Origin of the sequence: Embleya sp. NBC_00896 (assembly GCF_045207785.1) — a bacterium.
GTDB lineage: Bacteria > Actinomycetota > Actinomycetes > Streptomycetales > Streptomycetaceae > Embleya.
This window is the reverse complement of sequence record NZ_CP108777.1, coordinates 1,170,839-1,197,039: the sequence shown is the minus strand read 5'-3', so window position 1 is coordinate 1,197,039 and position 26,201 is coordinate 1,170,839. Positions and strand designations below refer to the sequence as shown.

27 protein-coding genes are annotated in these 26,201 nt (G+C 72.0%); 7 read left to right on the top strand and 20 right to left on the bottom strand.

The window, feature by feature from the left end; translation table 11 throughout:
• Positions 1 to 113: 113 nt before the first annotated feature.
• From OG928_RS38590 to OG928_RS38580, 3 genes are all read right to left on the bottom strand, one after another.
• A complete protein-coding gene (locus OG928_RS38590) occupies positions 114 to 1,346 on the bottom strand; it encodes a glycosyltransferase (RefSeq protein ID WP_331768263.1) in 1,233 nt (410 codons plus the stop codon).
• A gap of 365 nt (positions 1,347 to 1,711) precedes the next feature.
• Positions 1,712 to 2,374 carry an ABC transporter ATP-binding protein gene (locus OG928_RS38585; RefSeq protein ID WP_331766661.1) on the bottom strand — a complete coding sequence of 221 codons (663 nt, stop codon included), beginning with the start codon at positions 2,372 to 2,374 and terminating at the stop codon, positions 1,712 to 1,714.
• Positions 2,375 to 2,440: 66 nt separating this feature from the next.
• Entirely contained in the window at positions 2,441 to 3,046 is a 606-nt protein-coding gene (locus tag OG928_RS38580; RefSeq protein ID WP_331766660.1) for a short chain dehydrogenase, read from the bottom strand.
• A gap of 255 nt (positions 3,047 to 3,301) precedes the next feature.
• Between OG928_RS38580 and OG928_RS38575 the strand changes: the two genes are divergently transcribed.
• Positions 3,302 to 3,568, top strand: coding sequence for an HPr family phosphocarrier protein (locus OG928_RS38575; protein ID WP_331766659.1), 267 nt, complete (start codon positions 3,302 to 3,304; stop codon positions 3,566 to 3,568).
• Positions 3,569 to 3,734: 166 nt separating this feature from the next.
• Here OG928_RS38575 and OG928_RS38570 read toward each other — a convergent pair whose 3' ends face one another.
• On the bottom strand, positions 3,735 to 4,475 hold the full coding sequence (locus tag OG928_RS38570; protein ID WP_406291582.1) for a methyltransferase domain-containing protein: 741 nt from the start codon (positions 4,473 to 4,475) through the stop codon (positions 3,735 to 3,737).
• Between the two features lie 124 nt (positions 4,476 to 4,599).
• Between OG928_RS38570 and OG928_RS38565 the strand changes: the two genes are divergently transcribed.
• Positions 4,600 to 4,992 carry a MerR family transcriptional regulator gene (locus OG928_RS38565; RefSeq protein WP_406292099.1) on the top strand — a complete coding sequence of 131 codons (393 nt, stop codon included), beginning with the start codon at positions 4,600 to 4,602 and terminating at the stop codon, positions 4,990 to 4,992.
• Positions 4,993 to 5,024: 32 nt separating this feature from the next.
• Here the strand turns inward: OG928_RS38565 and OG928_RS38560 are convergent, their stop codons facing one another.
• From OG928_RS38560 to OG928_RS38530, 7 genes are all read right to left on the bottom strand, one after another.
• The gene (locus OG928_RS38560; RefSeq protein ID WP_331766656.1) at positions 5,025 to 5,474 is read right to left on the bottom strand and encodes a cytidine deaminase; all 450 of its coding nucleotides are present in this window, start codon (positions 5,472 to 5,474) and stop codon (positions 5,025 to 5,027) included.
• Between the two features lie 79 nt (positions 5,475 to 5,553).
• Positions 5,554 to 6,495, bottom strand: coding sequence for an aldo/keto reductase (locus OG928_RS38555; RefSeq protein WP_331766655.1), 942 nt, complete (start codon positions 6,493 to 6,495; stop codon positions 5,554 to 5,556).
• 206 nt (positions 6,496 to 6,701) lie between these two features.
• Positions 6,702 to 7,466 (bottom strand): SDR family oxidoreductase, encoded by a 765-nt coding sequence (locus OG928_RS38550; protein ID WP_331766654.1) that lies wholly within the window; start codon positions 7,464 to 7,466, stop codon positions 6,702 to 6,704.
• Positions 7,463 to 8,866, bottom strand: coding sequence for an L-fuconate dehydratase (locus OG928_RS38545; protein WP_406291581.1), 1,404 nt, complete (start codon positions 8,864 to 8,866; stop codon positions 7,463 to 7,465). The genes OG928_RS38550 and OG928_RS38545 overlap by 4 nt, the downstream gene beginning before the upstream one ends.
• Before the next feature lie 511 nt (positions 8,867 to 9,377).
• The gene (locus tag OG928_RS38540; protein ID WP_331766653.1) at positions 9,378 to 10,049 is read right to left on the bottom strand and encodes an FCD domain-containing protein; all 672 of its coding nucleotides are present in this window, start codon (positions 10,047 to 10,049) and stop codon (positions 9,378 to 9,380) included.
• A gap of 506 nt (positions 10,050 to 10,555) precedes the next feature.
• Positions 10,556 to 10,876: a GntR family transcriptional regulator gene (locus tag OG928_RS38535; RefSeq protein ID WP_406291580.1), complete on the bottom strand. Its 321-nt coding sequence runs from the start codon at positions 10,874 to 10,876 to the stop codon at positions 10,556 to 10,558.
• A complete protein-coding gene (locus tag OG928_RS38530) occupies positions 10,822 to 11,895 on the bottom strand; it encodes a pyridoxal-phosphate dependent enzyme (protein WP_331766652.1) in 1,074 nt (357 codons plus the stop codon). Before OG928_RS38530 ends, OG928_RS38535 begins: the two co-directional genes overlap by 55 nt.
• A gap of 84 nt (positions 11,896 to 11,979) precedes the next feature.
• Here OG928_RS38530 and OG928_RS38525 point away from each other — a divergent pair, with 84 nt between their 5' ends.
• Positions 11,980 to 12,903, top strand: a complete 924-nt coding sequence (locus OG928_RS38525; RefSeq protein ID WP_331766651.1) for a LysR family transcriptional regulator — start codon at positions 11,980 to 11,982, stop codon at positions 12,901 to 12,903.
• A gap of 30 nt (positions 12,904 to 12,933) precedes the next feature.
• On the opposite strand, the gene OG928_RS38520 is transcribed toward OG928_RS38525, so the two are convergent.
• Positions 12,934 to 13,788, bottom strand: coding sequence for an SDR family NAD(P)-dependent oxidoreductase (locus OG928_RS38520; protein WP_406291579.1), 855 nt, complete (start codon positions 13,786 to 13,788; stop codon positions 12,934 to 12,936).
• A gap of 11 nt (positions 13,789 to 13,799) precedes the next feature.
• Positions 13,800 to 14,096 carry a hypothetical protein gene (locus OG928_RS38515; RefSeq protein ID WP_331766649.1) on the bottom strand — a complete coding sequence of 99 codons (297 nt, stop codon included), beginning with the start codon at positions 14,094 to 14,096 and terminating at the stop codon, positions 13,800 to 13,802.
• Between the two features lie 151 nt (positions 14,097 to 14,247).
• Between OG928_RS38515 and OG928_RS38510 the strand changes: the two genes are divergently transcribed.
• The gene (locus tag OG928_RS38510; protein WP_331766648.1) at positions 14,248 to 14,994 is read left to right on the top strand and encodes a Clp protease N-terminal domain-containing protein; all 747 of its coding nucleotides are present in this window, start codon (positions 14,248 to 14,250) and stop codon (positions 14,992 to 14,994) included.
• 66 nt (positions 14,995 to 15,060) lie between these two features.
• Here OG928_RS38510 and OG928_RS38505 read toward each other — a convergent pair whose 3' ends face one another.
• On the bottom strand, positions 15,061 to 16,203 hold the full coding sequence (locus tag OG928_RS38505) for a porin PorA family protein (protein ID WP_331766647.1): 1,143 nt from the start codon (positions 16,201 to 16,203) through the stop codon (positions 15,061 to 15,063).
• Positions 16,204 to 16,391: 188 nt separating this feature from the next.
• Between OG928_RS38505 and OG928_RS38500 the strand changes: the two genes are divergently transcribed.
• Positions 16,392 to 16,595, top strand: coding sequence for a hypothetical protein (locus OG928_RS38500; protein WP_331766646.1), 204 nt, complete (start codon positions 16,392 to 16,394; stop codon positions 16,593 to 16,595).
• A 475-nt stretch (positions 16,596 to 17,070) separates the two neighbouring features.
• On the top strand, positions 17,071 to 18,273 hold the full coding sequence (locus tag OG928_RS38495; protein ID WP_331766645.1) for a hypothetical protein: 1,203 nt from the start codon (positions 17,071 to 17,073) through the stop codon (positions 18,271 to 18,273).
• Between the two features lie 318 nt (positions 18,274 to 18,591).
• On the opposite strand, the gene OG928_RS38490 is transcribed toward OG928_RS38495, so the two are convergent.
• Both OG928_RS38490 and OG928_RS38485 read right to left on the bottom strand, forming a co-directional pair.
• Entirely contained in the window at positions 18,592 to 20,523 is a 1,932-nt protein-coding gene (locus tag OG928_RS38490; RefSeq protein ID WP_331766644.1) for an ABC transporter ATP-binding protein, read from the bottom strand.
• A 38-nt stretch (positions 20,524 to 20,561) separates the two neighbouring features.
• On the bottom strand, positions 20,562 to 21,206 hold the full coding sequence (locus tag OG928_RS38485) for an NUDIX domain-containing protein (RefSeq protein ID WP_331766643.1): 645 nt from the start codon (positions 21,204 to 21,206) through the stop codon (positions 20,562 to 20,564).
• Positions 21,207 to 21,524: 318 nt separating this feature from the next.
• On the opposite strand from OG928_RS38485, the gene OG928_RS38480 reads away from it, so the two are divergent.
• Positions 21,525 to 21,827 carry a transposase gene (locus OG928_RS38480; protein WP_331766642.1) on the top strand — a complete coding sequence of 101 codons (303 nt, stop codon included), beginning with the start codon at positions 21,525 to 21,527 and terminating at the stop codon, positions 21,825 to 21,827.
• An 18-nt stretch (positions 21,828 to 21,845) separates the two neighbouring features.
• Here the strand turns inward: OG928_RS38480 and OG928_RS38475 are convergent, their stop codons facing one another.
• From OG928_RS38475 to OG928_RS38460, 4 genes are all read right to left on the bottom strand, one after another.
• A complete protein-coding gene (locus OG928_RS38475) occupies positions 21,846 to 22,091 on the bottom strand; it encodes a hypothetical protein (RefSeq protein ID WP_331766641.1) in 246 nt (81 codons plus the stop codon).
• A 306-nt stretch (positions 22,092 to 22,397) separates the two neighbouring features.
• On the bottom strand, positions 22,398 to 22,889 hold the full coding sequence (locus OG928_RS38470) for a peptidylprolyl isomerase (RefSeq protein WP_331766640.1): 492 nt from the start codon (positions 22,887 to 22,889) through the stop codon (positions 22,398 to 22,400).
• Positions 22,890 to 23,894: 1,005 nt separating this feature from the next.
• Positions 23,895 to 24,419 carry a tetratricopeptide repeat protein gene (locus tag OG928_RS38465; protein ID WP_331766639.1) on the bottom strand — a complete coding sequence of 175 codons (525 nt, stop codon included), beginning with the start codon at positions 24,417 to 24,419 and terminating at the stop codon, positions 23,895 to 23,897.
• A gap of 179 nt (positions 24,420 to 24,598) precedes the next feature.
• Complete coding sequence (locus OG928_RS38460) at positions 24,599 to 26,080, bottom strand: pyridoxal phosphate-dependent decarboxylase family protein (protein WP_406291578.1); 1,482 nt, start codon at positions 26,078 to 26,080, stop codon at positions 24,599 to 24,601.
• Positions 26,081 to 26,201 lie beyond the last annotated feature (121 nt).

Here is a 26,201-nt window from a genome sequence, read left to right as displayed (position 1 = left end):
GCCGGGACGGGCAAGGCTCCGCCCGACGTGGACCCGGGGGCCGTTGTCGGTTCAGGCCGCCCGGGTCTGCGGGTTCTCGTGTTCCGGGTCCCGGCTCGACGAGTCCGCGTGGCTCACGCGGACACTGCCGGCCTTTCTCGGCTGACGGCGTCGAGCAGCAGTTTCGCGGCCACCGTCGCCCCGTCGGTGCGGAACGTGTCGGCCGCGGCCCTCGCTCGTGCGTGGGTCTCGGGGGTCAGGGCCGTCTTGAGCGCGGCCGACAGGGACTCGACGGTCGGAGTCGGACCGTCGTGTGCCGCGCCGATGCCCAGGTCGGCCACCCGGCCCGCGAAATATGGCTGGTCCGCCCCCTGGGGCACGACCACCTGGGGCGCGCCGGCTCGGGCGGCCGTCGTCGTGGTACCCGCGCTGCCGTGGTGCACGGCGGCGGCCACCCGGCGGAACAGTGCCTGATGGTTGACCTCGCCGACGACGAAGCAGTCGTCCCGGTCGTCGATCGGGGCCAGGTCGGCCCAGCCGCGGGAGATGACCACGCGGCAGCCCTGCGCGCGGATCGCCTCGATGGTCACCCGGGCGACGTCCTTCGGATCGCGCATGGGCGTGCTGCCGAAGCCCACGTACACCGGTGGTGTGCCGGCGTCCAGGAACGCCGCCAACTCGGCGGGGAGCGGGCGTTCGTCCGGCAGGACCCACGCGCCGGTCTGCACCACGTCGAGGTCCGTCGGCTGCCACGGGGCCAGGATCGGGTCCGCGGCCAGCCACGGGTGGCCGGTGAAGGCGTAGTCGCGGACGTTGTCCACCGGCGGCAGGCCGATCGCCGCCCGGTGGGTGTTGAGTTCCTCGCCGAACATCTCGTTCGCGATCCGGGCGTCCAGGTCCCACAGCGCCCGGTTGTCGGTCACGTCCGATGGCAACGGCCGGCCCCGCCGCGCGGGCGGTCGGCGGTACGGCGACGGCAGGCTGACCGGCTGGTGGCTCACGTGCACGTAGCGGATGCCCAGTTTCTCGGCCACCGACCGCGCGCCGGCCGTGGCCGGCAACGGGCCGGTCGCCACCAGCACGTCACATCCCTCGGCCGCCGCGGCGACCGTGTCGAACTGCGCGGCCATCAACTCGGCCGCACGCTGCGGCAGGCCCACCGCCGACCCCGGCGTGACCGAGGTGACCAGCGGGTGCACCGGCCGGCCGGTGGGGACCAGCGGCATACCGACCTCGGCCAGCCGCTTCGCGAACTCCTCGTCCGGCGGCGCGCACACCCGCGCCTCCGCGCCGAGTTCCCGCAACCGCACCGCGAGTCCCGCCATCGGTTCGACGCTCCCGCGCGACCCGTACGTCGACAACAACACACGCACTTCGTGGCTCTCCTATTTCCGCAGATTCCGGCCCGGATTCCGGCTCAGGTCGACGATTCTGCGGCACGACGGGGGCCTTGCCGCAAGGCCCCCAGTGCGCTATAAGTTGTACATGGCGAGGAGCGGATGTTCCTCGCCTTTGTCGTCCCCGTGGGCGGACGACCTCCTCGCGAAGCGGCGCCGCGCCGCGTACGGCCGTACCGTCGCGCCGCGTACGGCACAGCTTCGCCCAGGAGGACAAGGCGCAGCCCGGCGGGAGGGCGGCGTCGTGCACGGCCCCGTTGTCTGGCCGTCGCCATTGACGTGCGACCGCGACCGCGCCACGCCCGCACCGGGGTTCGCGTCGCGTGCCGACTCGGTTACGCCGGGGATCGGGTCGACGTCGGCGATTCGTCGTCGAGATCGAGGATCCGGTCGGCCACGGCGCGGGCCAGGGCCTCGTGGTGCGTGGTCAACAGGATCGCCGCGCCGCGTCGCTTGTGCGCGACGAGCCGCTCGATCAGTTCCTTGCGGGCCCGCGCGTCCAACCGCCGCTCGGGCTCGTCGAGCACCAACAGGGCGTGCGGGCGCACGAACGCGGCGGCCAGGAGCATCGCCTGCACCTGACCCGCGGACACCAGGTCGGGGAACGCGTCCGCGCGGTCGGTGAGCCGATGCTCGGCCAGGACGTCGTCCACGGCCTCGTCGGCATCCGCCCCGAGACCGTGCGCGACGGCGGCGAGCAGCACGTGTTCACGGACCGTCAGGTCCGGGTCGTACGCGCCCGCGTCCATCACCGTGGCGATCCGCGCCCGGGTGGCCAAGTCAGCCGCGTCCACCGGCGCGCCCTGGAACCACACGGCACCCGACGTGGGCTGCTCGCGCCCGACGGCCAACCGCAGCAGCGTCGACTTGCCACTCCCGTTGTCGCCCGTCACCGCGACACATCGCCCGGCCGCCACGGACACGCTGACCGAGTCCAACACGGGCCGGTCGCCGTAGTGCCGACCGACCCCCTCCATGCGCAGCAGTGCGGGGAGCACACCGCTTCCTTCCATCGTCTTCCCTGCCTGACCTGTCCTGGTGGTGCGGCTCTTCGAGCGGGACGCCTACCAGCCGACGCGGAAGGTCTGTCCCGTCTGGGCGCCCTCGACGGAGCGGCGGTAGGCCATGGCGGCGGCCGCGGCGTCGGCCGGGGGGAAACCCGGGAAGAACGTGTCGTAGGCCGCGAGGGACTCGGTGAGCATGGTCGGGCTGATCGAGTTGATCCGCTGCCCGCGCGGGAGTTCGACCGAGACGCCGCGCACGAACGCGTCCACGCCGCCGTTGGCCATCGAGGCCATCGAGCCGGTCGGGATGCCCTCGCTCGAGAGGATGCCGCTGATCAGCGTGAAGGAGCCCCGGTCCGCGACGAAGTCGACGCCGCGCCGGACGAGTTCGACCTGGCCGACGAGCTTGTCCAGGGCCGCGCCCTTGACGTCGTCGTACGCGAGGTCCCCGATCGCCTTGAACGGCACGCCGCCGGCCGCGCAGGCCACCGCGTCCACCCGGCCGACCTGCTCGTACATCGCCGCGATCGACGCCGGGTCGGTGATGTCCACCACGAGGTCGGTCTTCCCACTGCGCGAGGCGGTGACCACGTCGTGCCGCGTCGACAGCAGCGCGTTGACCGCCGCCCCCAGCGTGCCGGTGGCGCCGACCAAGAGGACCTTCACAACAACCTCCGTCGAATGACCGATTCAGTTCCTGATCCTTACGCGTCCGCGCGGGATGAGCAAGCATTCGGACGGCCCACTCCATGCCATGCGGGCTTGTGGGAAATGCGGAGGGTATTGGATGCGCCACCTCGCGCCACCCTCGGGCGCATTGACGGTGGGCGGGGCGGCTCACTTGAATCGGAGCATCGACCCGGGCGTTACACGAGGCGCCTCGGCGCCGTTCGTCTCGCTTGTCATCGGAAGAGGCCGTCCATGCCCGAGTCCCAACAGAACGTCGTCGTCGAGTCGATCAATGGGCTGCACACACGGCCGCTGTCCATGGTCGTGAAGGAGGCCAAGGGCTACGGCTCCGACATCACGTTCACCGTCGACGGTCGGACCGCGGACGCGAAGAGCCTGCTCAAGCTTCAGACACTGGGGCTGACGCTGGGCAAGGAGATCGTGATCGACGCCCGAGGCGAGGACTCCGCCACGGCCGTCCAAGCCCTCGTGTCCTTGATTCGGAGCATCAAGGAGTAGCGACCACCGCGCTCGATCGCGGCCCGGCCCCGCCCTGGCCTCCCTGCCGGCCGTCTGATCATGCGTCGAGTCGAGCAGGACGAGCGTCGACCGGCTGTGGCGGAGGTCACAACTTCGGCAACAGTCACGTCACGGACCGCGTGAGCGTTGCCGGGCGCGGTACTGGCTAGGCGGCCCGGCCGGCCGCGGCGACGAACATCGGGATGGCGACGAACGACCGGTCCTCGGCGGCTCGTTCACGCTGATCGGTGGTCCAGCGGTGGGCCTCGGCGGCCGTGACGGCTCCGGTGGAACGGGCCGCCTCGGCGAGGTCGAGCAGCATGGGGAGCGGGGATCCGTCGACGAGTACCCAGGTGTGGACCTCCACCCGGACATCGTCGAAGCCCGTGGACCGGAGCAGCGCGTGGTAGCGGCGGGCCGCGTGGGGGGACGTGACGAGATCCGCCCGGGCGTGCACCATCCGGCGGGTGAGGGCCGGGTCGTCGGCGTCGATGACGAGGGTGTCCCAGTCCTGACCGGCCAACACGATTCGCCCGCCCGGTGCGAGGATTCGCCGCGCTTCGACCAACGCCGCTTCCGGATGGGCCAGTTCGTGGAAGACCTTGTCCGCCCGATACCCGGCACACGACCCGTCGGCGAAAGGCAGCGCGAAGGCGTCGCCGCGCCGGAACGCCGCGCCGGGGTGCCGATGGCGAGCCAGAGCCAGCGCGTTCTCGTCCGGGTCCACGCCCACCGCGCGCCGACCGCGGGCCGTGAGTTCGGCGACCGCGCGACCGGCACCGCAGCCGACGTCCAGAATCGGCCCGGGGGCGCCGGACGAGAGCAAATCGTAGGTGCGCAGGCGGAGTCGGACGGCGTCCGGCATCGCGTCCACGGCGTCGAGGCGGGCAATGAGGGATGCGCTCACGCGATCACTTGTCATGGGCTCCACCGTGCGGCTTGATGTCGACATGAAGTCAACCCGCGACCGCGCCCACGACATCGAGCCCGATGCCGGTGCCACCCCCGCTCCGACCCGCGCCATCGGCGACATGGCCGCCCGCTTCGGACTGGCCACGCACGTGCTCCGGCACTGGGAACACGTGGGCCTGCTGCGCCCGCACCGCGACGCCGCCGGCCGCCGCCGCTACGGGGACGCGGACGCGATCCGGATCGCGGTGATCCTGCGCGCCAAGGAAGCCGGCCTCGCCCTCGAAGACATCGGCGCCATGTTCACCACCGCCGACCCGCACCTCCGCCGCGAGGCACTCCACCGGCAACGCGCGGCCCTCGAAACCCGCATCGCCCAGGCCCGAGCCTCCCTGGCCATGGTCGAATGCGCGCTCGCCTGCACCCACGACGACCTGGCCGACTGCCCCACCTTCCGCGGCGAACTCACCGGCATGGGCGCTCGCGAGAACACGAGCGCGACCACTACCCGATAGGCCCGCCCTCGCTCGGGGACCGATCCCGCGTTCTAGCCCTCGTCGCCCTGATTGTCGGCCCATACGTAGCTCGCCGGCAGCAGTTCGCCGATGGCCACGGTGCGCAGCCGGCCGCCGTCGCTCACGATCACTTTGACCTTCGGGTAGTAGTCGAGCAGCACCTGGCGACAGCGCCCGCACGGGGAAACCACGCCGCGGCCCCGGTCGCCGACCGCGACGATGGTGTCCAGGGCGGACGTGCCCTGCGCGGCGGCCGTGCCGATCACGACCAGTTCGGCACACGGGCCGCCGGTGAAGTGGTAGACGTTCACGGCGGTGAAGATCAGGCCGTCCCGAGTGCGCGCCGCCGCGGCCATGGTGTGGTCGTCGCCGCGGCACGCGGTGCTCGCGACCTGGGCCGCGGCCTCGACGAGTTCGTGGTCGAGAGTGCCGATGTGCGGGTCCGCGTTGTTCACGTCGTCTCTTCCCTCACGGTTGTCCACGTCGCTTTCCTCCACGTCGTCGAACCCACCCCATCCAACCAGTGCAGGGCGACGCCCGGACCCCCGCGGGGCCGGTGGGTCAGACCGCGTCCAAGCGGGCCCACAGGTCCGGTGGGATGTCGTACGCGGCCATCGCCGCCGCGTCGTGGGCCTGTTGCGGGTCGCGTGCGCCGACCAGTACGGCGGCCACCGCCGGGTGTCGGGTCACGAAGTGCAACGCCGCGGCGCGCAGGGGGACGCCGCGCTGCTCGCACAGGGCCTTGAGCCGCAGTGCGCGATCGAGCAGCGCCGGGTCGGCCGGGGCGTAGTCGTAGGTCGCGCCGGGCCGAGGGTCCGCGAGCAGGCCGCTGTTGTACACGCCGGCGCCCAGGACGGACACGCCGCGTTCCGCGCACAGGTCGAGCAGGTCCGTGCCGGTGCGGTCGAGGAGGGTGTACCGCCCGGCGAGCATCACGCAGTCCAGGTCGGTCTCGGCGACGAACCGGGCCGGCATCGCGCTCTGGTTCATCCCGACGCCGATCGCCCCGATCACGCCTTGGTCGCGCAGCTCGGCGAGCGCGGGGTAGGCCTCGCCGACGGCCTGTGCCCAGTGCGCGTCCGGGTCGTGGATGAGCGCGATGTCGATCCGGTCCAGGCCGAGCCGGGTCAGGCTGGACTCCAGGCTGCGGCGGACGCCGTCGGCGGAGTAGTCGCGCACGCGGCGCCGGGACGGCGTGCCGACGAAACCCTCGGCGGAGGTGGGGGCGGTCTCGTCGTCGACCAGGAGGCGGCCGACCTTGGTGGAGATCGTGTACTCGGCGCGCGGATGCGTTCGCAGGGCGTGGCCCAGTCGGGTCTCCGACAGGCCCACGCCGTAATGCGGCGCGGTGTCGAACCAGCGAACGCCGGTGTCCCACGCGGCCTGGACGGTGGCGGCGGCCCGATCGTCGGACACCTCGGCGAAGAGGTTGCCCAGGGTCGCGGCGCCGAGGCCGAGACGAGTAACGGTGACTTTGGTGGAGCCAATGGTGTTGCGATCCAAGGGACTTGGCCTTTCTGCTCAAGTAGGTGCGCCGGCGTACGGCCGACTCGGCCTCAATGGCGGGCGGAGGTACCGACAACCCGGCCGACGTACGAACAACCCGGCCGAGGTATCGACAGCCCGGCCGGCGTTTGAGGCCGAATCGGCCGCAGGCCGGCACGACCAGCCCGTCCGGCGCTTGAGGACAAGCATGGCCGCAGTCCTGCTCACCCCCGGCGCACGCGCAGCCCATGCATGCCGCCGTCCACGGCGATGGCCGTGCCGGTCGTGGAGGCGGCCAGTGGGCTCGCCAGCGCGCAGATCGCGTGGGCGACCTCGTCCGCGCTGACGAGCCGGCCCAGGGGCTGGCGGGCGTTGAGGGCGGCCCGCTCCTCGTCGGGGTCCGCGGCGGCCGCCAGGAGCCGGCCGACCCACGGGGTGTCGGCCGTACCCGGATTGACGCAGTTGACGCGGATGCCCTCACGGACGTGGTCGGCCGCCATCGCGAGCGTCAGCGATTGCACCGCGCCCTTGGACGCCGAGTACAGCGCGCGCTGCGGCAGGCCCGCCGTCGCGGCGATCGAGCAGGTGTTGACGATCGCCGCGTGCGCGGAGCCGCGCAGGTGCGGAAGGCAGGCGCGGGTGACTCGGACCAGGCCGAGCACGTTGACGTCGAGCACGCGGTGCCATTCGGCGTCGTCGTTGTCCGCGACCGTGCCGGTGGCGCCGATCCCCGCGTTGTTGACGAGGATGTCCAGGCCGCCGAGGGCCGCGGTGGCGGCCCGCACGGCTTGGACCACCGACGGGTCGTCGGTGACGTCGGCGGTGACGCCGAGCAGGCCCGGGTGTTCGGCCAGGCCGGTGATGTCGCGGTCGAGCACGGCCACGGCCGCGCCGCGCGCGGCGAGCATGCGGGCGGTCGCGAGGCCGATGCCGGACGCGCCGCCGGTGACCAGGGCGCGCAGGTCGGTGAATTCCTGAGGGGTGCTCATGAGGCGGCTCCGATACGGGAATCGGTGTCGGTGTCGGTGTCGGATGCGGCGAGGGCGGCGGCCCGATCGGCGGTCCAGAAGTAGCCGTTCGGGAAGCCGTAGGTCGCGATCGACTCGGGGTGCATCGTCGCGGAGAAGCCGGGCAGGGTGGGCGCGAGGTAGTTGCCGCGCTCGATCACCACCGGGTCGACGAAGTGCTCGTGCAGGTGGTCGACGTACTCGATCACCCGGTCCTGGACGGTGCCGCTGACCGCGACGTAGTCGAACATCGAGAGGTGCCGGACCAGTTCGCACAGGCCCACGCCGCCGGCGTGCGGGCAGACCGGGACGCCGAACTTGGCGGCGAGCAACAGGATCGCGATGTTCTCGTTGACCCCGCCGACGCGGCACGCGTCGATTTGCAGGAAGTCGATCGCCTCGGCCTGGAGCAGCTGCTTGAAGACCACCCGGTTCTGCACGTGCTCGCCGGTGGCGACCTTGACCGGGGCGATCGCGCCGCGGATGGCCGCATGGCCCAGCACCTCGTCCGGGCTGGTGGGCTCCTCGATCCAATGTGGGTCGAACTCGGCCAGCCGGCCCATCCATTCGATCGCCTCGTCCACCTCCCAGCGCTGGTTGGCGTCCACGGCGATCCGGATGTCCGGGCCGACCGTTTCGCGGGCGATCCGCAGTCGGCGGACGTCGTCCTCGACGTCGGCGCCGACCTTGAGCTTGATCTGGGTGAAGCCGTCGGCGACCGCCTCGCGGCACAGCCGGGCGAGCTTGGCGTCGTCGTAGCCGAGCCAGCCGGGCGAGGTGGTGTACGCGGGGTAGCCGTCGGCGAGCAGCAGTCCGATGCGCTCGGCCCGACCCGGTTCGGCGCGGCGCAGGATGTCCAGCGCCTCGTCGCGGGTGAGCGCGTCGCCGAGGTAGCGGAAGTCGACGAGCTCGACGATCTGCTCGGGGGTCAGCTCGGCCAGCAGCCGCCACAGCGGCTTGCCCTCGCGCTTGGCCTTGAGGTCCCACGCGGCGTTGACCACGGCCGAGATGGCCATGTGCATGACGCCCTTCTCGGGGCCGAGCCAGCGCAGTTGGCTGTCCCCGACCAGGGTGCGCGCGAACGCGCCCAGGTCGCCGAGGAGTTCGTCCAGGGGGCGGCCGACCAGGTAGGGGCGCAGGGTCTCGATCGCGGCGACCTGTACGTCGTTGCCGCGCCCGATCGTGAACGCGAATCCGTGTCCCTCGTGCCCGTCGCCGGCGTCGGTGCGCAGCACCACGTACGCGGCCGAGTAGTCCGGGTCGGGGTTCATCGCGTCCGAACCGTCCAGCTCCCGCGAGGTGGGGAAGCGGATGTCCGTGGTGACGAACTCGATGACGCGGGCGACGGTCCGGAGGGGGCCATCGGGATGGTGCGGGATCACGTGTTGCTCCTCGGTTCTCAGCCGTGGGACTCGATCGCCAGGCACGGGATCAGGTGTCCGAGACAGGGCGAACGGCGATCAGACATCCGATGTATATCTCGTTTCCGGTCGCACGTCCATGATTCATCGGAGGAATGACAGTGATCTATGGCATTTATTGGGCTCTAGAGGTTCAATACAATGCTATACGTCGGAGCAATCCTCAATGAGGGTGGCCTTGTGCGGCGCGGCGCGCGGCGTGGCGGGTGTGAGGGTGGGTCCCCAGGCGATACCGCGCGGCGGGGTCCGCCGGTCCGGTGTCGTCACGGACGGGGCGCCTGATCGCGGCGCGCGCGACTTGGCGGCGGTGCGGGGTCGGACGGCTGGCAAGCCACCAAGGCCATCGGTACGGTCGGCGCGGTCGGAAGTCCTCGAAGTCCTCGAAGTCCTCGAAGTCCTCGGAGGGGTCGGGTCGGTGGGCGAGACCCCGCCGGGAGGCGGACGCCCTCCCGGGACCCGGGACCCGGCGACCTCAGACCATCCGCCGCAGCCATCGCTCGACACCGCTGGTGTGCACGGTCGACCACGCGTGCGCCGCAGCGGCGTCGTGCGCCTCCAGGGCGTCCACGATCGCGTGGTGCTCGGCGATCGTGCGTTGCCACGAGTCGTCCTCGGTCAGGCCGCGCCAGATCCGCGCGCGCATGGTCGGGCTCGACAGCGTCTCCAGGAGCGAACACAGCACCACGTTGCCGCTGAAGACGGCGATCTCGTGGTGGAAGCGCAGGTCCCGCTCGATCAGCTGCTCGAAGCCCGCGTCGGGGGTCGGCGCGTCGGCGAGCTCGCGCAGCTTCGCGATCCCGTCGGCGTCGATCCGCTCCGCGGCCAGCGCGGTGGCTGCGGGCTCCAGGATCCGGCGCACCTGAAGGAAGTCGAGGACGCTCTTGTCGTGATGGAAGTCGACGACGAAAGAGATCGCGCCGAGCAGCAGATGCGGCTCCAGGCTGGTGACGTACGTGCCGTCGCCCTGGCGCACGTCCAGGATCTGGATCAGTGACAGTGCCTTGACCGCCTCGCGCAGCGAGTTTCGGGACAGGCCGAGCTTCGCGGCCAGGTCGGCTTCCTTGGGCAGTTTCTCGCCCGGCTGAAGCTCCCCGGACACGATCATGCCTTTGATCTTGTCGATGGCTTCGTCTGTGACCGCCACGCCGATGACCCTTCCAGAGATCCGATGACTACCCAGTATGGCGGGTTGGCGCGCGCATGGACAGGTCCGCGCCGTGAGACCCGCGCGACCCCGTCCGAATGGGCTCGCATCGGCTGGGGCGCCGGGCTGATCCGGCGCAGGAGACGCGTGGGCAGACCCTCCGTCGGGGGCGGCAACGGCAGCGATCTTGCTGCCCCGTACAGGTGTGCGGACTCGTGGGCGCCCAGTCGGGCGTACCCGCTGTCGGGCCCGCCGGGATGCCCGTGAGAGCGAGCATGCCGGCCGCCGGCCGCTTCGGGCAGGTCGCGTACAGGTCGCCGTCGCGCGTCGTGCAGCGCAGCGGAACGCCGCCAGCCGTCCGACCTTCCGGCGTGGAAGCGCGCGTGACCACGCCGTCCGGGACGGCCGCGTAGTAGTCCTCGAACAGCTTGGCCGACTCGAACGCCGGCCGGGCATATCAAGCCCGTCCGGCGTTCGAGGAAACGCGGTCCGCGGGCCGCCCGGCGCTACCGAGGCCCGTAACGTTCGGCCACGACCGAGGACACCAGCGCGGCGACGTCCTCCCGCTGTAGCCCCGCCCGATGCGCCCGCTCCATCCACTCCCGCAACTCGATCCGCAGCGGCGAGTCGTCCGCCCCGGCCGGCTTCGCGAGCGTATGCAGTACGAAGGTGCCCTGGCCCGGCCGGGGTTCGACCAGCCCCTCGCGTTCGAGTTCGCGGTAGGCCTTGAGCGTCGTGTTCGGGTTGACCGCGGTCGCCGCGGAGCCGGTGCTCAGGCCTCGCCCAGGCTCGCGATCTCGGCGGGGGAGGCGTTGCCGCCGGAACACACCACGGCCACGCGCAGACCCGCGAACTCCCCGGGTCGAGCCAGGACGGCCGCCAGCGCGGCGGCCCCGGCACCCTCGGCGAGGGTGTGCGCGTGGCTCGCCAGCAACCGCCGTGCCGCCGCGATCTGCGGGTCGGAGACCAGGTGGAAGTCGGCCAGGCCGGCGCGCATCAGGCGCTGCGGCAGCTCGAAGCCCCGGCCGGTGGCCAGGCCGTCGGCGGTGGTCAGGTTGGCACGGCGGACGCACTCGCCGGCCCGCCACGAGTCGTGTGCGGCCGGCGCGGCGGCGGACTGTACCGCGATCACCCGGCAGCTCGGGGCCAACTCGGCGGCCACCAGGGCGGCCGCGGCCGCGCCGGTACCGCTGCCCACCGGGACCACCAGCGCGTCGAGGTCGGGCCGCGCCTCCAGGATCTCCAGGTACGCCGTACCGACCCCGGCCACCAGGGCGGGCGTGTCCCCGGGGCTGACCAGGTGCCGACCCTCGCGGGACGCCGTCCGCTCGGCCCACTCCTGCGCCGCGCCCACGTCGGCGCCGTGCAGCTCGACGGTCGCGCCGAGCGCGCGCACGGCCCGGACCTTGGCCGGGTTCGCCGCCGCCGGCATCACCACCGTGCACGCCGTGTCGAACGCCGCGCACGCGTACGCCAGCGACTGCGCGTGGTTGCCGGTCGAGTACGTGACGACGCCGCGGGCCCGCTGCGCCGGCGTCATCCCGGCCAGCAGGGTCAGCCCGCCGCGCACCTTGAACGCGCCGACCGGCTGCACGTTCTCGTGCTTGACGAAGAGGGTGGCGCCGGCCACCGCGTCGAGCGCGGGGTAGGACCACATCGGGGTCCGGGGGAGGTGCTCCGTCAGGAGGTCGCGGGCGGCGAGGACGTCGGCGAAGGTGGGATCGGGCGCGGTGGCCAGGGGATCGGCCGGGGTGGACGGGAGGGGGGACGGCGGGGACAGGGGGGACAGAGGGGACGGCGATGACAGAGGGGACGAGTTGGGCCCGGTGGCGTCTGCGGTGTCCATGTCGTCATCGTCCGTGTCGGATGTCCCATCGGTCCAATGCCAGTTTTCGCGGTCACCCATCAATCCGATTGATAGGTTGTGGTCATGCTCGACGTGACACGCCTGCGCGTGCTCGCCTCGGTCGCCCGGCACGGCTCGGTCACCGCCGCGGCCCAGGCGTTGGGATACGCGCAACCCTCGATCAGCCACCATCTGTCCCGCCTGGAGGCGGAGACCGGCAGCCGGCTCGTCCAGCGGGTCGGCCGCGGCATCCGGCTCACCGACGCGGGCCGGACGCTCGCCGAACGCGCCGAGGAGATCCTGGGCCGGCTCGACGCGGCCGAGGCGGAACTGGCCGCGCACACCGGGCTGCGCGCGGGCCGGGTCCGGCTGGCCGCGTTCCCGTCCGCCCTCGGCACCTTCGTCCCGGTCGCCGCGGCCTCGTTCACGGCGGCTCATCCCGACGTCCAACTGCACTTCACCGAGGCCGAACCAGCGGACGCGGCACGGCTGTTGCGCTCCGGCGAGGTCGACGTCGCGCTGCTGTTCGACCATCCGGACGCGCCGGCGGACCGGGACGACGGGCTGCGCCGGATCCGGTTGCTCACCGAGCCGATCCATCTCGTGACGCCGGCCGACCTGTCCGGCGACACGCTCGCCGACCACGCCGCGCGGCGCTGGATCGCCGGCTGCGAGCGCTGCCGGATCCACCTGATGCGCGCGTGCGCGGCGGCCGGCTTCACCCCCGACATCGGGTTCACCACCGACGACTACGTCGCGGTGCAGGCCCTCGTCGCCGCGGGTCTCGGCGTCACCACGCTCCCCGGCCTCGCCCTCGCGGCGCACCGCAACGCGGCGGTACGGGTGGTGCCGCTGCTCGACCACGAGCGGGTGGTCGGCGCCGCGGTACACGGCGCCGCGCCGGACCCCCCGGCCACGGCGGCCTTGCTGACCCACCTCACGACGGCCGCGGCAACGGCACTGACGCGCCCACAAACGCAAGCAACCTCAAGCCCGTCCGGCGTTTGAGGACAAAGCGGGCCGCAGGCCGCCCCGGTGCTAACCGGCCTCCCCATGGATGCGGGCCAGGATCTGCGGGTTGGTCACATGAATCGGCACGTTCTCGTCATCGAACAGGCCGAGCCTGTTCAACGCACCACCCTCGACCGGAACGACCGCCCCGGTCGTATAGGCGGCGAGATCGGAGATCAGGAACAGCACGGCCGCCGCGACATCGGCCGGCGTACCGCGCCGGCGCAACGGCACTCCCCGGCCGGCGAGCGTCGGATCCTGCCCGGTGGCGGTCGCGCGCGGCGTGGTGATCGAGCCGGCCGCGACGCCGTTGACGCGGATGCCGTAACGGCCCCATTCGAGCGAGAGGGTGCGGGTCAGGCCCAGTACGGCGGCCTTCGCCGTGCCGTAGCCCACGTGGTACGGGGCCGCGACCACGCCGCCGGTGGAGTTGATCGTCACGATCGAACCCGGCAGGCCGCGCTCGACCAGGTGCCTGGCCACGCCCTGGGACAGGAACATCACGTGGTGCAGGTTCAGGTCGAGCGACTGCTCCCACTGCGCGCGGTCGAAGTCGAGCGCGGGTGCCCAGTGCGGGAGCAGGCTGCCGCCGACCACGTTGACCAGCCCGTACAGGTCGCCGGGCGCGGCGGCGGCCCGCTCGACCACGGTCGCGATGCCCTCGGCGGTGGAGATGTCCGCGCACACCGTGACGAGCGTGCCGGCGGGGCCTCCCACGCCTGCCGCGTCGGCGAGTTCGGCCTCGATCGCGGTCAGCCGATCGGCGTCCCGGTCCACGCCCACGACGGTGGCGCCGGCTTCGAGCAGCCCGCGCGCGCAGGTCGTACCGATCCCGCCGCCCCCGGCGCCGGAGACGATCACCGTCCGGCCGGCCAACCTCATCCGATCCGCTATCACCGCTGTGCTCCCTCTGTAGTGCGGGTGGTTCCGGTGGTTCCGGCGGTCCCAGTGGTGGTGCCGGCGCCGGTGCCGCCCGAGCCGCCGTACGCGCCGGCGCGCGGCCGGGGCAGGACCTCGCCACCCAGCGCCTCGATCTGTTCGCGGGCCGCCTCGGCGGCCACCCCGGGGACGTGGATCCGCAGGTTCACGCAGGTCGCGCCCACATCCCGGGCCACGTCCGCGAGTTCGTCGGCGAGCGCGGCGGGGTCCGCGTGACACACGAACCCCGGGTCGATCCGCCGCTCCGCCACGTCCTCACATCCCTCGCCCGCAGGTGCCGGCGATCATGACAGAGGACTTCGACGGAAGAAACACCCGCGGCCTGTGCTAGGGGCGTGCACGTTCCGCAAGATCGTCAACTCGGGGTTGACGATTCTCCATGCGTCAACCTACGGTTGACGCATGGAGAATCCAGTGCGCATGACGAATCCGGTGCGGCTCGACGATCTGATCGAGGCCATCAAGAAGGTCCACACCAACGCGCTCGACCAGTTGTCCGACGCGGTCATCGCCGCGGATCACCTCGGCGACGTGGCCGACCACCTGATCGGCCACTTCGTGGATCAGGCCCGGCGTTCGGGCGCGTCCTGGACGGACATCGGCAAGAGCATGGGCGTCACCAAGCAGGCGGCGCAGAAGCGCTTCGTCGCGAAGGCGCCCGCCGAATCGTCGGACCTCGACCCCAGTCAGGGATTCGGCCGGTTCACCCCGCGGGCCCGGAACGTCGCGATGGCGTCGCAGAACGAGGCCCGTGCCGCGGGCAACGACCAGGTCCGCCCGGAACACCTGATGCTGGGCCTGCTCAGCGAGCCGAACGCGATCGCCGCGCGGGTGATCGTCGGACGAGGCGTGTCGTTGGCGGCCGTTCGCGCGGCGGCGACCGCGACGCTGCCGCCGGCGGTGGACCAGGTGCCCGACCTCACCCCGTACGACGCGCGGGCCCGCAAGACGCTCGAACTCACCTTCCGGGAGGCCCTGCGGCTGGGCCACAACTACGTCGGGACCGAGCACATCCTGCTCGCGCTGCTCGAACTCGAGGACGGTTCGGGCGTGCTCACCGACCTGGGCGTGGACAAGGCCACTGCCGAAGCCGACATCGTCGCGGCCCTGACCGCCGCCCAGGCCGCCCACGAGGAGCAGCAGCCGTAGGGGGCGTCCGCTCGGACGCCCGCGAACGACCTGCGGCTCGCGGTGGGCGGCTTCGGGGCGACGGTCCTACGGGGTCGGCGCGTTGCGCTCGGAATCCGCGGGTCCCGACGCGGTTTCGGCCCCGGACGCGGGTCCCGATCCGGACCCCGATTCGGATCCCGCTCCGGAACTCGCTTCGGACCGCGAACCGGATTCCGCTTCGACGCGGGGGCTCGGCACGGCCGGGTCGGGCTGCTGCCGGCGGGCCCGGCGTTCGAGGTACAGGGCCAGTCCGATCAGGGCCAGGGCCAGTGCGAAGCAGGCCAGGGGAGCCACGTCGCCGAGCAGCCACAGGGCGCGCGCGCCGTCTTCCGCGGTGTCGGCCAGTTCGGCCCGGGAGGCCGGCGTCGTGGTCATCGTCAGGGCCATTACCGGGAAGAGCTCGGCCCGGTCGCCGGTGGTGGTCGCGGTCACCGATTGGACGGACTTCAGGTCGACGGTCACCCCCGTCTCGCTGTCGACCCACCCGGTGAGGTCCGTCGTCGAGGTGTAGGCAAGCGGGGTGGGGTCGGCCTGGGCGCCCAGGTCCGGCGCCCGGCCCGGGTTCGCGACGCCGGCGAGACCCTGTACGGCCGCCTTCGGCATGGCCGGCGGCAGCGCGCCCAGGGCCTCCGGGTCGACGAGCGGGGCGGTGTACCGGATCGAGAAGACGTAGGTGTCCCGGCCGGCGCGCTGCTCCGAACGCACGTACGTGGCCGGGATCGTGGTCCTGGTCGGCGCGTCCCAGTAGGGGTAGTTCTTCTTCTTCGGCTCCAGTGGGAAGCCCGCAGTCAGGCCCTTGTGCGGCTCGGCCGCGACGCCCTTGGGGGCCTGTCGGTCCAGGAGCGTCTTGCGGTCCACCGCCCACCGCTTCTCGGCGGCGGTCAGCGTCTGTTTCTGCGGTCCGGACACCACGGTGCGGTCGCTCAACACGACGGTGGACCCGGACGCCTTCACCGCGTACACCCGCCGGTCGGCGGTCACCGGCAGGTCGCGCACGATGGCCCCGGGCAGGTTGCCGGCCTGCAGCGCCGCCGGGTCGAGCATCGTCATGCTGCCCGCGAAATGCATGGTGAAGTCGGTGTCGTCGGGCACCTGGTGTACGGCGGGCAGCACGGCGAAGTGGGTCACCGCGCTCGTGGCGACCAGCAGTGTGGCGGCGGCGCCGAGGTACCAGGACGTCTTTCTCATTCAGACCAGCCCTTCCGCAGGTCGCCACATGGCCCCGGGAGGGCCGGATGTCCTCCCGGTCGCGCGGCGCACGCGACCTGTGGCCCGAACCCCACCAGGGTCCGGAAAGGAATGCAGCAGATACCACGATTCCCATCACAGGCCAAGGGTTTGGTGGTATATCGGGCAGACGGATTAGCCTGGCGTACATGGCTGCGGTGGAGGTTCCCGAGCGACTGCGCTGGACCGTCCGGTTGGCAGGTGTGCGGCCCGACGACCAGGTGTTGGAGATCGGTTGCGGGCGTGGTGTCGCGATCGCGCTGGTCTGTGAACTGCTGGGCGCGCAGGGGCGCGTCGTCGGCCTCGACCGGTCGCCGAACTGGCCGCGATCGACCGGGTGTTCACCGCCATGAGCGGCGCGGCGAAGGCCGACGCCTGGACCAGGGACGCGCTTGCCTCGGATCCGGGCTGGATCGAGGTGCGAACGCGTGCTCGGGTTGTCCTTGTTCGCCTCGTGGGCGAGTGGAGGTTGCCGATGCCGGTGGTCCGGGTCGTGCGTTGAGGGTTGCCGGGATCCGGGGTCCGGCTGATCCGGGTTGCCGTTGTGCGGTCGCAGTCCCCGGACCCGGGCTGTCGCCCCGCGCCCCACCGGCCCGGAGGTTGACGCACGCTTACTCTAAGGCAATTCGCGAACACCTTGAAGGCGCCTTTCGCCCGGTACGGTGCCGCGACAACGAGCCGCCGGGGATCGGGTGCGGCATCGGATGTCGTACCTGTCATGCCACTTCGAGCCGCCGGGGAGTCCGGCGGTTCGAGACGTGCGTGCGCGGACCTCCGGGGCGCGTTGTGGCGTCGCGCCGTTCGGCGCGACGGGACACGGATTCAGGGGTGCATGTGGCGAATGCCGATGTAGTGGCCCGCGCGCGGGTCATGTTGTTCGACGTCGACCGGGTCTCGGAGGAGCGATTGGTCGGGATCTACCGCGTCCTGGGGGAGGTCGACGCGCCGGAGCACTACGCGCGGCGGTTGGCCGAGGCGTTGCACACGACCGGGTACATCTTCGGCCGGCACGGGGCCGACGCGGCCCTCACGCTCGGTCGGCTGGAGGAGGCCATCGAGCTGTCGCGCGGACTCGACTCGGCCGAACACCGGGATCGGGACGCGCTGTTGAAGGGAATCCTCGCGACCTACCAGTGGGCGCTGTACCGCTACGGCCGCCGAGCCGACGGTCTCGCGACCCGGCGCGAGATCCTCGCGCTGACCCGGGCCGGGACCGGCGACCGGTGGGCACTGGCCGCCGCGATCCTGGAGGTCGCCGTCGGCCTGGCCGAGGACGGCCACGACGACGACGCGGAAGCGCTGTTCGCGGAGGCCGCGGCCGGCACGGTCGGCCTCGCCCGCGGCTACCGCCCGGTCGCCGACCGGCACTGGTACCTCACCGCCCACGCGGCCCACCTCGCCGCGCGCGGTCGGCACACCGAGGCCGCCGACGCCTATCGACCGCTGCTCGACACCACCCACGAGGACCGCCAGGTACCGATCCTGCTGTACGGCGCGCGCCTGCTCGCCGCCGCGAAACTGCCCGCCGAGAGCCGAGACGTGCAAGAGCGCGCCGTCGAGACCTACCGGCGCCAAGCCGTGCGGCAGCCCACCCGCGTACTGCGGCACGACCACCTCGCCTTCCACCTCGCCCTGGCGGGTGCCCGCGACGAACCGCCCGGCACCGCCCACGGCACGACCCCCGACCACTGGTCCCCCGAGCACCGGGACCGCTACGACGACGCCGTCCCCGCCATCCGCGCCGCCCTCGACGACCCCGCCACCACGCCCGCCGAACGCGTCGTTCTCGCCCGCCGGCTCACCGTGCGCGCGACCTTCGCGGAGTTGCCGCGCGAGGCCGTCACCGACCGCCTCCTCCCCGCCTATGCCGAGGCCGTCACCAACACCCGCGCCCTCGCCGCCCACGACCCGGTCGGCGCCGCCCCACTCCTGGCCCGCGCCCTCACCGACCACGCCCTGCTCCTCGCGAGCATCGGCCGAGCGCGCGACGGCATCACCGACATGGAAGAGGCCGCGGCCCTCCACGGCTGAGCCGGCGGCGCGGACCCGCCCGTCATCACACGAGACCCGATGAACCCCAGCGCCCCGGCGCCGCCTCGCCACGCCCACACCCGGGCCGTCGCGGCGCCCGGGGCGCGCCCATCCCACGAATCGCCCGTCCGGCCACGGCACCCCACGAACGCCACGGTTTCTCCCGCACCGGCACGATGGAGCCCGTTCGCCACGATGGGTCTCCTGATGAAAGCCGCATATATACACATGACTCGCTCGGTGACCCAAGGGCGTGTCTTCGATCCCCCGCCGAGCTCCACGACGCCCGCCACCGCCACCGCCGGTGCGCCGCGCCGATCAGCTTTCGACGCCCGCGGTCCGGGCCGGCGGCACGACCGCGGCGCGGACGCCGTACTGCGCGGCCTGGGCCGTGTACATGCCCCGATAGCGGCCCTGATCCAGGGTCATGAGGCTTGCGTGGTCGCCCTGTTCGATCAGCCGCCCGCGTTCGAGCACGTAGATGAGGTCGGCGGTCGCGGTGGCGGCCAGGCGGTGGGTGATCAGCAGGACGGTCGTTCCGTCGTCGGTCATCGAGCGCAGCGCGGCGAACGCGGCGATCTCGGCCTCCGGATCGAGCGCGGACGTCGGCTCGTCGACGATCACGAACGGCGCACCGCGATAGCGGGTCCGGGCGTTGCCGATCTTCTGCCACTGCCCGCCGGAGATCTGCGAGCCGCGTTGGTAGCCCTTCACGATCAGGGTGTCCCACCCGTGCGGCAGCGACGCGACCAGGTCGCCCGCGTCGGCCCGCTCGACCGCCGCCTCCACCCGCGCCTGGTCGATCGGCCGATCGGGGCGGCCGATGAACACGTTGGCGCGGGCGGTCATCGCCCATCTGGGGAAGTCCTGGCCCAGGACGGCCACCCGCTCGAAGACCTGGTCCCGGTCCGCGTCGCACAGGTCGACGCCGGCCCAGGTCAGCCTGCCCTCGCTCGGCAGCAGCAGACCCGCGACCAGCTTGGACAGTGTGGTCTTGCCCGAGCCGTTCTCGCCGACCAGCGCGATCACCTTGCCGGCCGGGATGCGCAGGGTGACCTTGTCGAGCGCGGGGTTGTCGTTGCCGGGGTAGGTGTACGAGACGTCGTCCAGGCGTACTTCGTCCACGTCGTGCGGGAGCGGCTGCCCACCCGTGGGGATCGCGCGGCGTTCGGATTCGGTGCAGGCGTTCTCCAGGTCGCGCAGGTACAGGGATTCCTCGTACAGCCGGTTGACCTGCATGACCAGCGCGGTGAGGCCGCTGGTACAGGTCCGGATCGCGATCACCGCGGTACCGCCCGCCGCGAGTGGCATGCCGCCGGCGGTCAACAGCAGCCACAGGGCCGCGTACACGAGCAGCGCGCCGACCCCGGACAGCGCCGACGCCGCCGCCTGGGTGGCGCCCTTGGCGTGCGCGAGGCGGCGCTGCTCGGCCTCCATCGTGGTGGACATGTCGTCGAACGCGTCCAGGACGAGTCGGCCCGCGCGGTGCGCGCGTACCTCGGCGGCCGGCGCCGGTTCGATCAGGCTGCGGCCGAGGATCTCGATCGCGCGACGGTGTTCGAGCCAGGCGTGCGCCGACTCGTGTTGACGGCGTGCGGACCGGACCGCCCCCCATCCCTTCGGCGCCGCGACCAGGATCAGCAGCGGCAGCAGTATCGGATGCAGCAGGGTCAGCACGCTGCCGGTGGCGACCAGGCCGACCAGTGCGTTCACGACCGCCACGGACGCGCCGAGCATGCGGCGCACCGAGTCCGTGCCGAATCGGCCGGCGTCCAACGTCCGGTGGAATTCGGCCTCTTCGAAGGCTTGCAGCTCGACCCGGGCGGCCGCGCGGTAGTACCGGGCCGTGCAGACCCGCTCGACCTGCGGTTCGAGCCGGCTGGTTGCTCCCACGGACACGGCCGCGAGCAGCGCGGAGACGGCGGTGACGACCATGATGAACACCAGCGCGGGGGCGGCCTGGCGCAGGCGGTCGGCCGTCGGTACGTCGGCGAACAGCGCCACCAGCGCGCGGTTGGTCGCGAGCAGCCCGAGCCCGCCCGCGAGCCCCTGCCCGATCTCGGCCAGCAGCAGCGCGCTCACGGCGGCGCGGTCCACGGCCCACGCGGCGCGGGTGACGACGACGGCCATACTTGGGAGCTGTCGCGCCATCGCCCGGAAGGACATCCGCAACAACGGCTGCTCGTGCGCGGTGAAGGACAGGTCCCAACGCAACGCGCCCCCGAACAACACCCGTTCGGACTCGGACACCGGAACCGACCGCCGCTCGGCACGGCGCCGGCGAATCCTCATCGGGTCCCCCGGCCCGATGCCTGGTGCGAGGTTCGGTGGGTGGTGGCGCCGACGGTGGGCATCGCCAACAGCCGTGACGGCAGCGCGGGTTCGTACCGGACGGGGTCGTCGGGGCGCTGGATGTGGACGGCGTGCGCGCGACCGGCACGGATCGAGTCGAGGCCGGCGCGGGTGTAGGCGACGAGGTCGTCGGGCGGGGCGGCGGGGTCGATCCAGAGGAGTTCGGTGTGCTTGTGGGGTTCCGCGTTGTAGGCGGCGACGCCCACCGTGTGCGCTTCGTGTTCCGTTTCCGGTTCCACCCCCACCCCCACCCCCGCGCCCGCTTCGGCGACGAAAAACCAGCCGATGCGGGCCGGGCCGGTCGGTGACACCTGCTGCATCACCAGCACGCAGCGCAGCCCTTCCGGGTCGACCCGCACGCCGGTCTCTTCGCGGAGTTCGCGGCGCGCGGCGGTCACGACGTCTTCGCCGTGCTCGACCTTGCCGCTGGGCAGGCACAGCAGCCCGGCGGCGTAGGAGGCGTCGGGCGCCCGGCGCAGGAGCAGGATCCTGCCCCTGCGGTACAGCACTACGTGCACGTCCACGGGGGAGCGGAGTTCGACTCCCGACGGGGTTGGGTCCAACGCGGCCACGTCCCTCACGTCCCTTTCCGATCCTGGTACTTGCGGAAGCGCACATGCTGCCTGCGGATCCGGCCGACCCGGCAGAGCGCACGGGTGTACGAGCCGGGCGTGCCCGGTCGACGGCGCGCTCGAACGCGCGCCCGACGGATCGGGGTGAACACGTGGGTCGGGGAGCGGAGGCCGTGCGGTCACCGGGCCGGTCCGGGGGCGGGCGCGCGCCCCCGTCGCACTCCGGTGGGGCTCGCGGCGCGCCGTGCGCCGGGCGACCGTCCGCGCCGGGGGCCGTGTCGCGACGCGGGATGTGTCGTTGAACGTTGCGTGGGCCGTTGGGGTGGGTTGACGAACAGTCAGTGGACGCTGGTGGAGCCGCTGTTGCCGGATCGCGCGCCGCAGCGCGGTGGTCGCTGGGTGGATCACCGCGCGATGATCGACGCGGTCGCGTGGAAGCACGAGAACGGCTGCCCGTGGCGCGACCTGCCCGAGTGGTTCGGCCCGTGGCAGACCGTCTACCACCGCTACACGGTGTGGGGCAAGGACGGCACCTGGCACCGCATCCTGACCCGCCTCCAGGCCTGCCCCGACCCGGACGGCAACCTAGAGTGGCTGCGCAAGGTCATCGCCGGCCCGACCGCACCGTGACGCGGCGGCCGGTCGGACTCAGGTGTAGCGGCCGGACTCGATGTGCCAGTCGTAGTTGGCGCGTTGCCAGTTGCTCATCCTGGCCGCCGGGGTCTCGAAGTGCCATCCGCGTTCCATGAGGTCGAGGAAGACCTCGACGCCGCCGGTGACGCTGTGCAGGTCGAGCAAGCCTGCCAGGTCGGGCACTGCGCCACCGGCCCTGATCTCGGCTTCCCTGACGAAGCCGGCGGTGCTCTCGTCCCAGCGCTCGCGATGCCGGGCCACCCATCGGGCCGCGACGGGCGACGCGCGGCCCACGCATCGGGGACGGCGATCGCCCCCGAAGGGGGATCTGCCCGAGCAATGATCATCGTCATGCCGCGCGCGCACCGCGCACCGACGCGTTCGACGGCGTGTCCCGACCACCGCGCGCACGCCGTGCACGCGGCGCGCGCCGCGCCGGGCCCGAGGGGTGTGGTCGCCGCGACGGTCGATCCCGTGCGTCGGCCGGGTCGAGGCGTCCACGAACGAGCGCGCCGGCCGGTGAAACTCGCCGGCCGGCGCGCTCAGGGTTCGGCAGGACCGCGGCGGTCAGATGACGCCGGAGTCGGTGATGGTCACCTTGGCCTTCGGCGTCCCGGACTGGGAGCCGAGCGCCTCGATCGTGTCGACCAGCTTCTGGCCCTCGGTGACCTCGCCGAAGACGACGTGCTTGCCGTCCAGCCAGGAGGTCACCACGGTGGTGATGAAGAACTGCGAGCCGTTGGTGTTCGGGCCGGCGTTGGCCATCGACAGCAGGTAGGGCCGGTCGTGCTTGCCCTTGAGGTTCTCGTCGGCGAACTTCTCGCCGTAGATGCTCTTGCCGCCGGTGCCGTTGCCCTTGGTGAAGTCGCCACCCTGCAGCATGAACTGCGGGATGATCCGGTGGAACGACGATCCCTTGTAACCGAAGCCGTGCTCGCCGGTGGCCAGGGCGCGGAAGTTCTCCGCCGTCTTGGGGACCACGTCGTCGAACAGGGCGAACGTGATCCGCCCTGCGGGCTTGTCCGCGATGGAGATGTCGAAGAAAACGTTGATCGTCATGGCGCCATTCTGACACTGCCGGTCATCCGGTCCGACGCTCGCGTACCCCCACCGACCCGGTTCCCGCCGATCGGCCCACTCCCGGAGCGGTCTCGGCACCGAGACTCGGCGCGCCCCGTGGGGGTGCTCCGCGTGTTCCCGACGGGGGCGGCGATGATCTTCGAATTATCGAACCGGGTCACCCGCGTGGCCTCCGCGTGCGGCGCATATCGTATTCATGCCCGATTCGTCCTTGTCGAGACGGGCCCGACTCGATTGTGTTCGGTATTCCATCCGACGGTTCGTCCGGTGTGTACCGGGCCGGCCGCAGTGATTCCGATACGGGTGCGCGCAGGAATCCCGGCCCATTTCGTGCATCTCGCGCCGGAATGGTTGGGTCGCATTCACCGTGCGGATATTCGGGCCCGATCGGGAGCACCGCCGGGACCTCGACGGCGGATCGCCGTCGAGGTCCCGGGTACGACTGTGCGGGTCAATCGATGTCGGTCGACGCGCCCGCGCCGGTGGTGGGTGTCGTCAGCACCGGGAAGCAGAGGTGCAGTGGCCGTAGCAGTTGTACCTGTACGTGGTGCGCTCGTGGCAGGCACTGCAGATCTGGCCGTGCTCGGGAACGCATGCGCCCGCGCGCGCCTCGTCCTTCAGGAAGACGTTGACGAACCTGTCACTTATCGTGCCGATCAGTCGGGTCATTGCAGCCCTTCCGTTGCTGGGAGAAGTGCATCCGGCACGCCGAAACGTAAACTGCGGCAGCGGATCGGCGCAATAGAAAGGGAGCCGTCAATTTTCGTGGGATCGTTCCTGTGCCAGATATATCGTCCGGAAAAGGGGTTGTCGGCGCCCGGTCCTGTTGCATTGCCGCGATCGATTGTCGGGCGGAACTCGGGAATAGCCCGAGCCCTTGTTCCCGCAGTATTTGAGAATGGGAAAACTGGCGGCGCAATAGTTCAGCGCGCGCGGACCCGGGCGACTCGGCGGTCGAACACGCCCACTCGGTCCGGTGGGCCGCTACGGCGTCTCGGTGACGAGCGCCTCGGCGTAGTGGGTGAGCGAGCGGTTGTACCGCGGCAGGTGCCGCGACAGCGCGCCGAGCGCGAGCGCTGTGGCCTCGCGGGCCCGGCCGACATCGACGAGCGCGAGTGCCAGGAACGCGGCCACCGCGTCGTCGAGCTCGTCGGAGGGCGCCTCCAGCTCGGCGGTCAGGATCGCGACGCTCTCCTCGGACCGGTCGAGGTTGCGGTAGGTGCCGGCCAGTTGGATCGCGGCCCGCCGTCGGCGCACCCCGGTCAGGCCGGCCGTCCGCGCCCGCTCGTAGAGCGTCGCGGCCCGCTGCTCGTGGCCCGTGGAGTCGTGGGCCGCCGCGAGCTCGAACAGCCCGACCGCGTGCTCGGCCGGCAGTTCGGCGACCAGGGTCCGCACCCGGACGAGGAAGTCGTCCGGTTCGTGATCGTCGAACGTGGCCCACAGTTCGGCGATCCGCCGCTCCCACTCGGGAGTCGGCGATGGGGTCGGAGCCGGCGTCGATGCAGTCATCGGTCCAGCATCGCAGACGGCGCCGCGGCGCCCGGGGACGGCGACCGACCGAACCCCGGGCCCGCCGTAACGTCGCTCAGGAAATCGTCGTGTGCAGGCTCAACACCGGTGATCCGGCCGGGAGTTCATCGGTCGCGGCGAACGCCTCGGCCGTGTGCGCCGGGCGGCGCCCCCCGCGGTCAGAGCGGCGGGTTGAGGCCCTCGAAGAAGGCGAGCAGTACGTTCTCGCGCAGCTGTGGCGGGAGCGTGTCCAGGAGCGCGTGCACCGGGGCCATTCGGCCGTCGGTCAACAGGCCCGCCTTGACCATCAGTTCGGTCAGGCCGTCCGCCGACACACCGGCGTCGGAGGCGGCCTGCGCGGCGAGCTCGTCCACGAAGCGCAGTTGCTCGGCGGTGGGCAGCGGACCGCGTGCGCGTGCGGCGAGTACGGCGGCGCGCAGGGCGCCCAGCAGGTCGGCGACGTGCGGGCCGTGGGTCGCGGTCATCGTGAGGTGGATGGTCGGCGGTATACCGGTCTGCGACAGCTGGGGCTGGACGGCCCATCCCAGGCGCTCCAACTCGTCCAGGAACGGGAAGAAGTCCACGCCGTCGGTGGTCACCGCGACCAGGCTCGTGGCGGGCGTCCCCAGCACCCGCAGGCCGTCGATCTCCGCGATGCCGTCGACCAATTCCCGTGTGGCGTCCAGGGTCCGGGTCACCAACGCGCGGTAGCCGTCCGCGCCGATGTGCCGCAGCACCGCCCACGCGGCGGCGATCAGGCCGCCCGACTTCGAGCTTTGCATCGTCGAGTTCACGACGGGGTAGCCGGTCCAGTCGGACGCGACGAAGTATTGGGTGCGGCGCATGGCGGCCGTGCGGTACAGCACGATCGAGCAACCCTTGGGCGCGTAGCCGTACTTGTGCAGGTCGACCGAGATCGAGTCCACCCCGGGCACCCGGAAGTCCCAGTCCGGGACCGGACGTCCCAGCTGTTCGGCGAACGGCAGCACCCAGCCCCCGATGCACGCGTCGACATGGCAACGCACCCCGAGCCGCGCGCAGATGGTCGCGATCTCCGGGATCGGGTCCACCACCCCGTGCCCGTACGACGGGGCGGACACGACGACCAGGACGGTCCGGTCGGTGATCGCGCGCTCGACCGCGTCGACCTCGGCGGTCATCCGCACCGGGTCGATGTCCACGATGACGGGTTCGAGCCCGAAGTACTTCGCCGCCTTGGCCCACGCGGCGTGCGCCGATCGCGCGAACACGATCTCCGGGTGCTCGATGTCGGGCCGGGCGTCGCGGGCCGCCTTGGCCGCCAGCAGGCAGCTCTCGGTACCGCCGCTGGTCCAGCTCCCGGCCGCCCCGGGCGGCGCGTGCACCATCTCGCCGACGGCCGCGACGACTTGGTGCTCCAGCGTCGCGACGCTGGGGAAGGAGGTCGGGTAGAGGCCGTTGACGTGCAGGTACAGGTCGAACGCCCGGACGGCGACCTGTTCGACCGAGGCCGACCCCGAGTCGAACGTGTTGGCCACGCCCGGCCGCCCGCGCCCCGGCTCGTCGCCGGCGTGCAACGCCTCCAGCTCCGCCAGCACCTCGGCCATCGGCCGCCCGTCCGCGAACATGCCCACACCTGCCTCCCCGACCACGAGTTCGCGCACCGTAGCGCGGCACCCCATGTGATGTCTGTAGAGCGGAGGAGTGGGTTCGGCCGCGGGCGACGACGCGACACGCCCACGGCGGAGCCAACCTTCGAGTCGGTGGCGGCGGGTCGGGTGCCCGCCGGCCGCACCAGCCGGC

Coding starts and splice junctions, on each gene's coding strand:
- OG928_RS38575 (WP_331766659.1), top strand. CDS start 3,302: ATGCCCGAGTCCCAACAGAACGTCGTCGTCGAGTCGATCAATGGGCTG.
- OG928_RS38565 (WP_406292099.1), top strand. CDS start 4,600: ATGGCCGCCCGCTTCGGACTGGCCACGCACGTGCTCCGGCACTGGGAA.
- OG928_RS38550 (WP_331766654.1), bottom strand. CDS start 7,466: ATGAGCACCCCTCAGGAATTCACCGACCTGCGCGCCCTGGTCACCGGC.
- OG928_RS38530 (WP_331766652.1), bottom strand. CDS start 11,895: ATGGACACCGCAGACGCCACCGGGCCCAACTCGTCCCCTCTGTCATCG.
- OG928_RS38525 (WP_331766651.1), top strand. CDS start 11,980: ATGCTCGACGTGACACGCCTGCGCGTGCTCGCCTCGGTCGCCCGGCAC.
- OG928_RS38520 (WP_406291579.1), bottom strand. CDS start 13,788: ATGAGGTTGGCCGGCCGGACGGTGATCGTCTCCGGCGCCGGGGGCGGC.
- OG928_RS38510 (WP_331766648.1), top strand. CDS start 14,248: ATGGAGAATCCAGTGCGCATGACGAATCCGGTGCGGCTCGACGATCTG.
- OG928_RS38505 (WP_331766647.1), bottom strand. CDS start 16,203: ATGAGAAAGACGTCCTGGTACCTCGGCGCCGCCGCCACACTGCTGGTC.
- OG928_RS38500 (WP_331766646.1), top strand. CDS start 16,392: ATGGCTGCGGTGGAGGTTCCCGAGCGACTGCGCTGGACCGTCCGGTTG.
- OG928_RS38470 (WP_331766640.1), bottom strand. CDS start 22,889: ATGACGATCAACGTTTTCTTCGACATCTCCATCGCGGACAAGCCCGCA.
- OG928_RS38465 (WP_331766639.1), bottom strand. CDS start 24,419: ATGACTGCATCGACGCCGGCTCCGACCCCATCGCCGACTCCCGAGTGG.
- OG928_RS38460 (WP_406291578.1), bottom strand. CDS start 26,080: ATGGGGTGCCGCGCTACGGTGCGCGAACTCGTGGTCGGGGAGGCAGGT.